Genomic DNA, 12,365 nt, shown 5'->3' on the forward strand with positions numbered 1-12,365 from the left:
CAAAGGAACCTTGAACCCACAACCGTGGGCACGAGGTAAAACATCTGGCACTAACTTTCAAACACACTGTTGAGTTCTCAAACAACACACGCGCATCAGACCCGCCCGCTAAGGCTTCGCTGGGGCTTGCTTCTTCTTGGTTGGCTGCACTCGGTCGGATTCGCGTCGCGCTGGACTATCGTCCGCGCCGCTCCGCCCGCAGCAACCCCTCCAACCTAGCTCGGTCGGTCTCGCTTCGTCAACCCCGAACTTCGAAGAAGTTTTGGGGTGCTTCCGCAACCGCCCGATCCGGACCAGATTTCTACTGCTGTAGGTTTCCGATCCGCGTCGCGCTGGTGAATCTTGCGATTCGCTCCCGGCGACGGGTTGAACTTTAGGCAGGCGCCGTAGCGATCTGCAAATCGGCTGCTCAGGGCGGTGCGGGTCTCCTGTGGATAGCCTTCGGGGATGGCTGACCTACGCCCGTACGTCGATAGCGAAGTCGGACGGCTCCGCACGGTGATGCTGCACCGCCCCGGTCCGGAGCTGCGCCGGCTCACCCCCCGCAACAACGGATCACTGCTCTTCGACGGCATCCCGTGGGTTGCCCGAGCACAGGAAGAGCACGACGCGTTCGCCGAGGCGCTCCGGGCGCACGACGTGGAGGTGCTCTACGTCGATCGACTGCTCGCCGAGGCGTTGGCCGATCCGGGAGCACGCAAGGACATCACCGAGGTACTGCTGGCCGACCGCCGCTGGGGCGACACGCTCCGACGTCGGGTCGCCGCGTACCTCGACGACCTGGACGCGGAACACCTCGCCGAGGTGGTCATCTCCGGACTGGCCCACGAGGAGCTCCGCAACGGCGCCGGGCTCACCTACCGCCTGATGGATCAGCTCGACTTCGTGCTCGACCCGCTTCCCAACACGCTCTTCACCCGTGACTCCAGCGTGTGGATCCGCGACGCGGCCACGGTGACGAGCATGGCGATGCCTGCCCGCCTCCGGGAAAGTGCAATCACCGGGACGATCTACCGCTGGCACCCCCGGTTCGCCGGCTCCCCGACCCTGTACGGCCGTGAGCTCGAGCCGCTCGAAGGTGGCGACGTCCTCTTGCTCGCCCCGGGCGTTGTCGCGGTCGGCGTCGGCGAGCGGACGACGCCCGCCGGGGCCGAGCGCCTGGCGTCGCGGCTGTTCGCCGACACCGAGGGCGGCACCCACACGGTGCTCGCCGTCCCCATTGCTCAGCAGCGCGCGACCATGCACCTCGACACCGTCTGCACGATGGTCGACCTGGACGCGGTCGTCGCCTATCCCGCCGTCGCCGACACGCTCATGGCCTACCGGCTGACCAGAGGCGAGGACGGCGAGCCGAACGTGGCCGGGCCGACGACGTTCCTCACCGCGGCGGCCGAGGCCATGGGGCTGGAGCGCCTGCGCGTCATCCCCACCGGCCTCGACCCGGTCACCGCCGAACGCGAACAGTGGGACGACGGCAACAACACGCTCTGCCTCGCACCCAGGCTCGCCGTGGCCTACGAGCGCAACGTCGAGACGAACGCGCAGCTCGAGGACGCCGGGATCGAGGTGATCCGGATCCCCGGCAGCGAGCTCGGCTCCGGCCGCGGCGGACCCAGGTGCATGAGCTGCCCGATCGTGCGGGACCCGCTCAGCGCAGGGTGAGCTGCCGGCCCCGCAGGCCGTCACGGGCCCGGCGCTCGGCCGCACTCAACGGGTCGGTCACCGCCACCGCGTCGGCGTAGCGCTTGGCCAGGTCGGCCAGCGGCTGCTCGTACTCGGCCGCCTCCGGTTCGCGCGGCAGGTCCCAGACCGGGGCGAGCAGACCGTGGGCCCGGAACGCGCCGACGTACCGGCCGGTGGAACCGAGCGCGAGGTCACCCGCGGCTTGCAGCCGCGCCAGCGCGTCCAGAGCCGTGTCTTCCGGTTCGGGAAGCACCCATCGGAGGTGCGCCTTCTCGGTGACCTGGCACCAGTAGGCGGCCGGTGCCGAAGGCACCGCCACGGTCGGCAGGATCGACGCGTTCGCCTGCTCGAGGCTCGACGTCACTTCGGGGTCGTCCGGCCTGGGGTCGTCGAGCCAGTAGTCGAACGTGTCGTGGACGGTGACGTCGAGCGCCCCGCTGTCGGCGAGCAGATCCTGCAGCCGCGGCCCCGGCCCGGGCAGGCCGGCCGCGCCGACGTAGTTGCCCGGCTCGACCTGGAGCGTGTCTTCGAGTACCGCCGCCAGGTCACGGCTGAGGTCTCCCGACCGAGCCGGCAGCTGCACGGACAGGAAGATCCGGCCGTCCGGCTTGACCAGCGCGGGAAGCGCCATCGGCAGCACGGTCGTCAGGATCACCGGCCGATCGGGGTGCTCGGCGAGCTTGAGGGGTGCGGTCGCCGCCGGAACGAGTTCGCGCAGCGCCACCCACTCGGCTTCTCCGGCCAACCCCTCGAACGGACGCCCGACGAAGACGTCCCTGGTCTTTTCACGCCGCTCGCCGCGGCGTCCCCGCTTGCCCACGTCCCACTCCTCGTTGCTGACACCTGGGTCGGCAGCGAGCCTACGACGCCGCGTCCCGCGCCTCGATCCCGTCCACCCGGATTCGGTCAGAATCCTCGGCGCGGCGCAGACGGACCTCGACCACGGAGCCGCCCCCCTCGCGGGGGCGCAGCGACACCCATCCGCCCTGTCGGTCGAGCAGCTGCCGGATGATGTACAGCCCGAGTCCGACGCCGCCGAATCGGCGCTGATCACCCCGGTCGACCTGCCAGAACCGGCTGAACACCGACTCGACCTGATCGAGGGGGACGCCGATACCGCGGTCGGCCACCCGGAACCAGACCGCCGAACCGTCGGAGCCGGCCAGCACGTCGACCTCGCCGCCGTCCGGCGAGTACTTGTAGGCGTTCGTCAGCAGCTCGGTGACGATCGTCGGGATCGTGTCGGGCTCGCCGACCGCGGCCGGGAGCGTCGCCGGGATGCGGGTCCGGAGCCGATGACCGGCTTCGCTCGCCGGTGCGGAGGCCAGCGCGGAGGCCAGCGCCGACCGCAGGTCGAACGCGTTCGTCGGAGCCGGTCGGGTTCCCACCGCGCGGTCGCCGCTGAGCAGCCGGTCGACGAGTACGGCGAGCTGCCTGCTGCGGGCGACGATGACCTCGGCGGCCGCACGGCGGCCGCCGTCGTCGAGCTGGTCCCAGCGGGTGACGAGCGTTTCCGCGTAGCCGCGGACGATCGTCAGCGGGGTGCGCAGCTCGTGGCTGGCGGTGGCGAGGAACAGGTTCTGCGCCTCGTCGGCCTGCCGGGCCTCGCTGACGTCGTAGAACGTGACGACGCGGCGGGCGGCGTCGAGCGCGGCGCACCGCGCTTCGACCCAGCGGCCGTTGTTCAGCCGGTGCCGGCGGACTTGGCCGGGCACCGGGATCCCGAACGGCAGCGGCTGGTTGAGCATCTTCCCGGCGATGCCGTCGGTGATCTCCTCGGCGGCCGGGTTCCAGGCCTGGACGAGACCGGCCGCATCCACGACCGCGAGGCCCTCGGGCACCGCGGCCGCGACCGTGCCGATCGGCTCGGGTAGCGCGTCCGGACGCATCACGGCCAGCGCGCCGAGCCCGGACGCCAGACACTCCAGCACGGCACGCTCGGTCTCGTGGCCCTCGTCGCGGGGGGCGTCGAGCGCGACCGCGAGCGCGCCGAGCGGACCGAACCGGCGGGCCACCCGCGTCATCAGGATCCAGTTGCATTCGTATTCGCGCAGATCGTCGCGGACCACCGGGGTGGCGTCCCGGCGGGGGAACTCGATCGTCCGGTCGGCGCTGCCGAACAGCCGCGTGAACGACGATCCGGAGAGCGGTAACCGGCGGCCGGCCAGCCCGCCCAGCCGCTCGCTGGTCGCGACGATGCGCAGCGCGCCGGGCTCAGTGAGCAGGAACGCGGCGCCGACGCCGCCGACCAGTTGCGCGAGCGCGTCCAGCACCCGCCGGAGCGCCGGCTGTTCGACCGGCCGGCCCGCGATGTCGTCGATGATCCGCGTGACCGCCCGGAACGCCTCGGCCGCGTTCGGTGGCGGTAGCTGCATGCCCTCCATCGAACACGGTCAGGTCGTGCGCCGCAGGTGGTCGAGCAGGCGGGCCGGACGGTTCGTCGCGATGATGTCCGCGCCCAGGCTCGTCACGAACTCGATGTCCTCGGGCTCGTCCACCGTCCAGACGTAGAGCTTGTTGCCCGCGGCGTGGATCCGCTCCGCGAATCTGGGCCGCGAGCGCAGCACGTGGACGCCCGGACCGGCGATCGTCGCTCCGAACGGGAGCGTGCCTTCCCGGTAGAGCCGAGGGAGCCCGTCGAAGAGCATCACCGCGGGCAGCGACGGCGCGAGTTCGCGCAGGCGTCGCACGGCCATCGGCGAGAACGACATGACCACGACCCGTGACGTCTCGAGGTTGGGCGTCCGGGCCTCGTCGAGCAGGCCGAACCGGCGCAGGCTCGCGACGACCCGTTGCTCGACCAGGCCTCCCCACCGGGTGGGGTGCTTCGTCTCGACGTACAGCTGGACCTTCCGCCCGGAGTCCACGAGCAGTTCGAGTAGCCGGTCGAACGTCAGCACCCGCCGTTGGGCGTCCCTGACCTTGTCGTCGACCGGGTAGACGAGTGCGTCGGCCGAGTCCGGCAGCTCGACCTTCCAGGCACCGAAGTCGAGCGAATGCAGGTCCTGCAACGACCGGTCGCTGACCGCTCCGCGTCCGTCGGACGTCCGTTCCAGACGACGGTCGTGGACGCAGACCAGGTGCCCGTCGCGGGTCAGCCGGACGTCGCACTCGAGCCCGTCCGACCCCTCGGCGAGGGCCTGTTCGTAGGCCGCCAGGGTGTGTTCGGCGAGCAGATATGAAGAACCGCGATGGGCCACGACGAGTGGGCCGCCGACGTGCACGGAGGAAAGATAAACCGAGCAGGCGAGCCAGACCTAGCGGTGAACGGAAACGCTAGGTCATTTTCTGGTTAACGGGTCGGTTCACAGCACGCGGGCCGGTAGCCCGGTGTCAGCGACGACCGAGCGGCCGGAGGCCTCCCAGGCGAGCATGCCGCCGTCGAGGTTCGCGACGTTCTCCCAGCCCTGGGCGACCAGGTACGCGGCGACCTGGGCCGAGCGCCCGCCGACGCGGCAGACCACGATCACGTCGCCGACCGTGGGCACCTCGGCGAGCCGGCCCGGGATCTCCCGCATCGGGATGTGGTGGGCGTGCGGTGCGTGCCCGGCGTCCCACTCGTCCGGCTCGCGGACGTCGAGCAGATAGACGTCGTCACCGATCGAGTCGGGGCGGACGTCGGGGACATCGGCGGGAAGCGGCTGCACCATGGCGCCGACTTTAGCGGTGGATGAGCTCGCTGCCCGCACTGCTCGGATCGGCCTGCTGGCCCATCGCGTAGGAGGCGGCGAGACCGCCGAACCCGACGACGAGCAGCACGGCGCCGAGCACCAGGCAGACCTTCGTCCACATCGGGAGGCTGAGTTGCACCTTCGTCAGGCTGCTGGGCACCCGCACCGTCGGCGGCTCCATCGGGCCGGGCCGCTGCATCGGGCCGGGGCCCATCGGCCTCGGGGGGCCGGAGCGCGGGGTGGCCGGCATCGGCGGGGCGCTGCGCGGCATCGGGGGCGCCATCGCCACCCGGACGGCGGCCCGCGGCGCCGGGGCGGTGCCGGCCATCGCGGGTTCACGGCGCTGGGCCGGGATGACCGTGGTGCTGTCGGACGAGGGAGCGGCCGCCGTGGCCGGGAGGAACCCGGTATCGGCCGAGGGCGCGATCCGAGGGATCTTGCCCGTCTTCCGTCCACCTGCAGCCCGTCGGAACTTGGGGTCGTCAGGCTTGGTGAAAAGAACTCCGGTCGGCGTATCGCCGTTCGCGTGCCTACCCACGATTGACTTCGCTCGTCCTCTCAGGCGACTGTCAGCTGCTTGCCAGGACGGCAGTACTGTAACGAATCGGGTAACGGCGAGTACAGCTTTCGCTGAGACATCTGGCAGTTAGCTGGGCTCAGCTAGGCGAACGCCCGAATTGTCGATGCGTTCGGTTGATTAGTTGAACCGACAGGGGCCCACGTACGTGGGCCCCTGTCACGGTCAGCTACCGCGGGTTGCGTTGTTCCCGGGGTTGGCGGCCAGCCAGTCGCCGACGTCGTCCTTCTCCACCGCGCTCCAGAGCCCGATCGCCTTCTCCTTGTCGGAGACCACGACGCTCTGCCCGTCGACGTTCTGCGAGCCCAGGTGCGGCGAGGTGATGAACGAGATGTCGCTCGGACGCAGGGACCGGAACTCCAGCGCCATGTCCTTGAGCGAGAACGCGTTGTCGACGGTGAGCGACTCGGTCGCGGCGTCGAGGAACTTCTTGAGCTTGACCGGGTTCGTGAGCGTGCCGGTGTCGGTGGCCTTCTGCGCCAGCGCCCGCAGGAAGATCTGCTGACGCTGCACGCGGTCGAAGTCACCGCGGGGCAGCCCGTAGCGCTGGCGGACGTAGTCGAGCGCGGCGTTGCCGTCGAGGTGGTTGACGCCGGCCTTGAACGTCCGCTTGCTGCGCGGGTCCTTGACCGTCTTGTCGACGGTCACGTCGACGCCGCCCACCGCGTCGGTCATCGCCTTGAAGCCGTTGAAGTCGATCTTGGCGACGTGGTCGATCTTGACGCCGGTGAAGTTCTCGACCGTCTTCACGGTGAGCGGGATACCGCCCCAGGCGAACGCGGCGTTGATCTTGGCCTTCTGGCCGCCGTGCCCGTTCAGCTCGGGCACGAAGACGTAGGTGTCTCGGGGGATCGAGATCAGGTACGCCTTTTTGTGGTCCTTCGGGATGTGCAGGACCATGATCGCGTCGCTGCGCTCGTTCTTGACTGTGCCCTCTTTGGCGTTCGGCTTCGCCTTCGGGTCGTAGGCGCCGCCGTCGCGGGAGTCCGAGCCCAGGAACAGGATGTTCTGGGTGCCGTCCACGGTCTTGCCGGGCCGGTCGCCGAGGCCGGAGAACGCGTCGGTGCGGTGCAGTTTGTCGTCGAGGTTGCTGATGTAGGCCAGGCCGCAGCCGGCCGCCAGCAGCACGATCAGGGCCACTACGCCACCGACGACGAGCACGATGCGGCCCCAGCGCGGCTTGTTCTTCCGCGGGCCGCCGGGAGCGTAAGTGGTGCCGGCGCCGCCGGGGGTGCCGTACACGCCTTTCGAGCCGTAGACGTTGCCGCGCGTGACGCGTGGTTTCGACGCGGGGGGTTCGGTGCGCGCCACGGGGTTCGCTCCTCGCTGTGGGGGGTCGTCTTACGTGTTCTCGTCGGTATCGGACAAGATTCAGCGTATAGACGGACGTCGAGCGCAACTGTTGTGGTGACGACGTTCTGCTCTCGCCACCTGCCGCATCACCCCAGCTCAGAGACCTAGGGTCGGAGACCGGACAGTCTGCTCGGCGAACCAGTCGAGCGTGCGGCGCAGCCCCTCGGCCGGGCCGACCGACGGAGCGAACCCGAGCAGCTCGCGGGCTCGGGTGAGGTCTGGCCGGCGCAGTTCCGGGTCGTCGGTGGGGCGGGGCAGGTAACTGATCGTGGACCCGGAACCGGCCAGCCCGGCGATCGTCTCCGCGAGCTCGCGCATCGTCAGCTCGTGCTCGCTGCCCAGGTTGATCGGGCCCGGCTGGTCCGAGTCGAGCATCGCGAGGATGCCGTCGACCAAATCGGAGACGAAGCAGATCGACCGGGTCTGCGCACCGGTGCCGTGCACCGTGATCGGTGCACCAGCCAGCGCCTGCGACGCGAACGTCGGGATGGCCCGTCCGTCGTCGGGGCGCATCCGCGGACCGTAGGTGTTGAAGATGCGGACGATGCCGGTGTCGACGCCGTAGATGCGCCGGTAGCCGGCCGTCGCGGCTTCACCGAACCGCTTGGCCTCGTCGTAGACCGAGCGTGGGCCGACCGGGTTGACGTTGCCCCGGTAGGACTCCGGCTGCGGGTGCACCTCGGGGTCGCCGTACGCCTCGGACGTCGACGCCATGACGAACCGGGCACCCTGCTCGCGGGCGATGTCGAGGCAGTGGAACGTCCCCGCGGAATTGACCTTCATGACCTCGAAGGCGAGCTTCTCGAAGTCGGTCGGGGACGCCGGCGACGCGAAATGGAGCACGGCGTCGAAGTGGCCGCTGACCGGGATGCCCTCGGCGACGTCGGCCTCGACGAGCGTGAACCTCGGCTCGTCGATCAGGTGTGCGACGTTCTGGCGGCTGCCGGTGACGAAGTTGTCGACCGCGACGACCTCGCCACCCCGTGCGAGCAACGCGTCGCAGAGATGGGAGCCGACGAATCCGGCACCCCCGGTCAGCAAAGTCCGGTAGCCGGTTCCGTACCGCTGTGCCATCTGCGTGCGACCGCCCCGGGTGTGTCAGCTGTGGTTCCAGCAAGGGTACCCAGCGACGTCAGAGGTCAGACCTAGAGGCCGCCGACCGGCCCGGAGGGGTGGAGGGCCGGTCGGCGGCTGGGGGGAGGTTGGTCAGACGGCCCCGGACCCGGTCAGCGACCGGACCTCGAGCTCGGCCCACTTCTCCTCGTCGCGTTCCTTGGAGAGGTAGGTGCCGATGATCGCGCAGGCGAACCCGATCGGGATCGAGACCAGACCGGGGTTGTCCAGCGGGAACCAGTGGAAGTCGACGTCGGCCGGGAACAGCGACAGGCTCTTGCCGGTCGTCGGGCTGACGCCCTTGCCGGAGACCACCGGGGAGAAGAACACCAGCACGACGGCGGCGATCAGACCGCCGTAGATACCGGCGGTCGCTCCGGTGGTGTTGAACCGCTTCCAGAACAGCGAGAGCAGGATCGCCGGCAGGTTCGCCGACGCGGCCACCGCGAACGCCAGCGCGACCAGGAACGCCACGTTCAGCTGCTGGGCGAAGATCGCGAGGACGATCGAGATCGCGCCGATCACGAACGCGGCGATCTTGGCGACGTTGACCTCCTGCCGCTCGCTGACCTGCCCACGCTTGACGACGTTCGCGTAGAAGTCGTGCGCCAGCGAGGAGCTGGACGCGAGCGTCAGGCCGGCGACGACGGCGAGGATCGTGGCGAAAGCGACCGCGGCGATGACCGCGAGCAGGATCGCCCCGCCGCTGTTGCCCCAGTACTCCTTACCGAGTTCCTCGGCCAACTGTGGTGCGGCGGTATTGCCGGCCGCGTCCTGAGCCGCGATGGCCTTGCCGCCGACCAGTGCCGCCGCACCGAAGCCGAGCGCGAGCGTCATCAGGTAGAAGATGCCGATCAGCGTGATCGCCCAGTTGACCGACGTCCGGGCCGCTCGCGCCGTGGGCACGGTGTAGAAGCGGATCAGGATGTGCGGCAGACCGGCGGTACCGAGCACCAGCGCGAGACCGAGGCTGATCAGGTCGAGCTTGCTGGTCAGCGTCTTGCCGGCATCTCCGGCGGTGTCCACGCCGTAGCGCAGGCCCGGTTCGAGGAACGCCGTCCCCTTGCCGGACTTCTCGGCCGCCTGGCCCAGCAGCGACGAGAGGTTGAAGTTGAACTTCCACAGCACCAGGACGGTCATCAGCGCGGCGCCGGTCATCAGCAGCGCGGCCTTGACGATCTGCACCCAGGTGGTGCCCTTCATGCCGCCGATCGTGACGTAGACGATCATCAGCGCGCCGACCAGGACGATCGTCAGGATCTTCGCGGTGTCGGCGGTCATCCCGAGGAACGTCTCACCCTGCTTGATGCCCAGCAGCAGCGCGACGAGCGCACCGGCACCGACCATCTGCGCCAGCAGGTAGAAGATCGAGACGACGATCGTGGAAAGCGACGCCGCGGTGCGCACCGGACGCTGGCGCATCCGGAACGAGAGCACGTCGGCCATCGTGAACCGGCCCGAGTTCCGCAGCGGCTCGGCGACCAGGAGCAGCGCGACCAGCCACGCGACCAGGAACCCGATCGAGTAGAGGAAGCCGTCGTAGCCGTAGAGCGCGATGATGCCCGCGATGCCCAGGAAGGACGCGGCGGACATGTAGTCGCCGCCGATCGCCAGTCCGTTCTGGAACCCGGAGAAACCGCGTCCACCGGCGTAGAAGTCGGTGGCGGTCCGGGTCTGCCTGCTGGCCCAGATCGTGATCCCGAGCGTCGCGGCGACGAAGATCAGGAACAGGACGATCGTCAGCGTCCGTGCGCCGGAGCTGGTACCGCTCGCCTCGGCGGCGAGAAACGTTTCGATCCTCACTTCTTGGCCTCCGCGTCCGTGTCCGGCTCGGTCGAGGCCGGTGCGGTCGCCGCCGGCTCCGTAGCGGCCGTCGTGCTCGCCGCCGGCTCAGTGGCGGCCGGCGGCTCAGTGACGGCCGACGCCGGCGCGGGCGCGACCGGCTCGGACGCGGCGGGCGCGGCCAGGCCGGCCTCGGCGTCGAGTTCGGCCTTGATGCGCTCGGCCAGCGGGTCGAACCGCTGGGCCGCGTAGCGGGAGTACAGCCAGGCGATCAGGAACGTCGAGACGAACTGCAACACGCCGAAAACGAAGGCGATGTTGATGTTCCCGGCGACCTTCGTGCCCATGAAGTCACGCGCGTAGGCGGACATCACGACATAGAGCAGGTACCAGACCAGGAACGCCGCGGTCATCGGGAAGATGAAGCGGCGGATCGTGTGGCGGAGCTCGGCGAAGTCGTCGCTCGCCTGGGTCGCGACGGCTCGTCGGCCGCGCTCGTCGGGAATTTCGGCGTCCGTCTGATGGACATCGGTGGACATGCGGGCACCTCCCCTGAGGTCGATGGGGTGCCCGCACGCTAAGGGTGCTTGACCGTTCCGGACGCTCCGTGTGCAGCTCGCTGCGATGAGCGGTTGCCGAGGTGCGCTCAGTGGTGTACGTCACAGCGCCGGACGGTCGGTGGATTACCCGGAGCTCAAACCGGGAGCTTCTCGCGGGCCGACTTCGCCGCCTGCTCGGCGCTCTTCCGCGCGGATTTGGTGGTCTTGCGGGCGGATTTGGCCGCGTGTTCGGTGGCCTTCCGTGCGTCTTTGGCCGCGCGGCGGGCGCGCCAGGAGATGCTCGGGCGGCCCTGGGTGTCGACCGCGGCCAGCACCAGGCCACCGAGTACCGCGAGGTTCTTCTCGAGTTCGGCGCGCTGGCGGGCCTTGGTCTCGGGCGTCGCGTCGCCGCGGTGCGGCAGCAGGCCCCCACCGGGGATCAGCGTGCCGGCGAGCAGGAGCGCCGAGAGCCGCGGTGCGCGGCCGGTCGCGAGCGCGGCGCCGGCCAGGATCTGCGCGGCGGCGGTGGCCCGGACGATGGTCGCGGGATCCTTCGGTACCTGCGGGAACCGGGTGGAGACGCGCTCCACCAGCGGGCGGACGGCATCCGCCGACTCGCCCGGCTTGCGCAGCGCGGAGTAGCCGCCGCGCACGAACGTGTAGCCCAGCAACGCCCGGGCAGCGAACCGTACTGGAGTCATGCCCACCAGGATGCCCGCGAACCGGGCAGTTGAAGCACCCACCGGCGCTTCTCCTCAGCGAGCCGTGCCGTGGAAGAGGCCGGTATCGGTGGTCAGGGAGAAATGGCCGTCACGTTCGATCACGGCGGCCACCTCGGCGCGGATCTCGGCGGCGTGCGCGGCGGAGAGCTGCGCGCCGCACACCGCGATCAGCAGCCCGACGACCGCATCGGCGTCGGCGAGCCGGAAGCCCTCGGAGAACCGTTCCATCCGTACGCCGGCGAAGCGGTCGGTCAGCATCGTCGTCGCGTTGCCGAGGTGGTAACGCGGCACGTCCAGCGGACGCCAGCCCTCGACCCGCCCGGCGAGCAGCCGGTCGAGCTCGATCAGGTGCGTCGGGCCGTCGGCCGCGAGCAGGATCGAGCCACCCGGACGCAGCACCCGCTCGAACTCCTCGAGCGCGGGCGACGGGTCGTCGGTCATCTCGAGCAGGTAGTTCGCGACCACGGTGTCGAACGCCGAGTCACCCAGCGGCAGGTCGACGAACTCCCCCTGGGTCACCGTGACCTGCGGCGCGCCGTCGACCGCGTTGCGCAGCTCGGTCACGACGTCGGGCGAGAGGTCGGTGAGCCAGACCCACCACGCCATCGGCAGCCGGTCGTAGTTGTAGGTCCAGAGCAGGCCCGCGCCCGCGCCGACCTCGAGCACCGCCGCGACGTCGGGGGTGTGGGCGAGGATCCGGTCGAACAGCCAGCCGTACCAGGGCAGCCCGGCGGTCATCGGATCGTGCTGCGCGCGGATCCCCTCGGACAGATGGGAACGGCCGGTGCGCCGCACGGATCCACCCTGGGTGGCATCGCGGAAACGGTGCATTGTTCCCGTCCTCTCGGGTCGCGCGTCGCCACGACGTGAATGGTTCGGGTATAGCGTCTGCTCGCCGCGGTGCGGAAGAGGCTGCCCCGGACCG

At 70.0% G+C, this 12,365-nt stretch carries 11 protein-coding genes and 1 pseudogene; 1 reads left to right on the forward strand and 11 read right to left on the reverse strand.

Annotation, left to right across the window (positions count from 1 at the left end; all coding sequences use genetic code 11):
• Positions 1 to 447: 447 nt before the first annotated feature.
• The gene (locus ACIBZJ_RS37820) at positions 448 to 1,662 is read left to right on the forward strand and encodes an arginine deiminase (RefSeq protein WP_395938447.1); all 1,215 of its coding nucleotides are present in this window, start codon (positions 448 to 450) and stop codon (positions 1,660 to 1,662) included.
• Here ACIBZJ_RS37820 and ACIBZJ_RS37825 read toward each other — a convergent pair.
• The 11 genes and pseudogenes from ACIBZJ_RS37825 to ACIBZJ_RS37875 all read right to left on the reverse strand — a co-directional run bounded on the left by ACIBZJ_RS37825 (position 1,649) and on the right by ACIBZJ_RS37875 (position 12,271).
• Entirely contained in the window at positions 1,649 to 2,503 is an 855-nt protein-coding gene (locus ACIBZJ_RS37825) for a DUF5926 family protein (protein WP_395938448.1), read from the reverse strand. The genes ACIBZJ_RS37820 and ACIBZJ_RS37825 overlap by 14 nt on opposite strands.
• Positions 2,504 to 2,543: 40 nt before the next feature.
• A complete protein-coding gene (locus ACIBZJ_RS37830) occupies positions 2,544 to 4,058 on the reverse strand; it encodes an ATP-binding protein (protein WP_395938449.1) in 1,515 nt (504 codons plus the stop codon).
• A gap of 18 nt (positions 4,059 to 4,076) precedes the next feature.
• Entirely contained in the window at positions 4,077 to 4,907 is an 831-nt protein-coding gene (locus ACIBZJ_RS37835) for a glycerophosphodiester phosphodiesterase (protein WP_395938450.1), read from the reverse strand.
• Between the two features lie 81 nt (positions 4,908 to 4,988).
• Positions 4,989 to 5,333, reverse strand: coding sequence for a rhodanese-like domain-containing protein (locus ACIBZJ_RS37840; protein WP_395938451.1), 345 nt, complete (start codon positions 5,331 to 5,333; stop codon positions 4,989 to 4,991).
• A gap of 10 nt (positions 5,334 to 5,343) precedes the next feature.
• Positions 5,344 to 5,892, reverse strand: coding sequence for a hypothetical protein (locus ACIBZJ_RS37845; RefSeq protein WP_395938452.1), 549 nt, complete (start codon positions 5,890 to 5,892; stop codon positions 5,344 to 5,346).
• 204 nt (positions 5,893 to 6,096) lie between these two features.
• Entirely contained in the window at positions 6,097 to 7,242 is a 1,146-nt protein-coding gene (locus tag ACIBZJ_RS37850) for an LCP family protein (RefSeq protein WP_395938453.1), read from the reverse strand.
• Positions 7,243 to 7,380: 138 nt separating this feature from the next.
• Positions 7,381 to 8,358 (reverse strand): NAD-dependent epimerase/dehydratase family protein, encoded by a 978-nt coding sequence (locus ACIBZJ_RS37855; protein ID WP_395938454.1) that lies wholly within the window; start codon positions 8,356 to 8,358, stop codon positions 7,381 to 7,383.
• 132 nt (positions 8,359 to 8,490) lie between these two features.
• The gene (locus tag ACIBZJ_RS37860; protein WP_395938590.1) at positions 8,491 to 10,194 is read right to left on the reverse strand and encodes a cation acetate symporter; all 1,704 of its coding nucleotides are present in this window, start codon (positions 10,192 to 10,194) and stop codon (positions 8,491 to 8,493) included.
• 185 nt (positions 10,195 to 10,379) lie between these two features.
• Positions 10,380 to 10,718 (reverse strand): annotated as a pseudogene (locus ACIBZJ_RS37865) (DUF485 domain-containing protein); the annotation flags it as partial.
• Positions 10,719 to 10,873: 155 nt separating this feature from the next.
• Entirely contained in the window at positions 10,874 to 11,461 is a 588-nt protein-coding gene (locus tag ACIBZJ_RS37870; protein WP_395938455.1) for a DoxX family membrane protein, read from the reverse strand.
• Between the two features lie 12 nt (positions 11,462 to 11,473).
• The gene (locus ACIBZJ_RS37875; protein ID WP_395938456.1) at positions 11,474 to 12,271 is read right to left on the reverse strand and encodes a class I SAM-dependent methyltransferase; all 798 of its coding nucleotides are present in this window, start codon (positions 12,269 to 12,271) and stop codon (positions 11,474 to 11,476) included.
• Positions 12,272 to 12,365: the final 94 nt, after the last annotated feature.

The sequence above is a fragment of the Cryptosporangium sp. NPDC051539 genome, assembly GCF_044454545.1.
Classification (GTDB): Bacteria; Actinomycetota; Actinomycetes; order Mycobacteriales; family Cryptosporangiaceae; genus Cryptosporangium.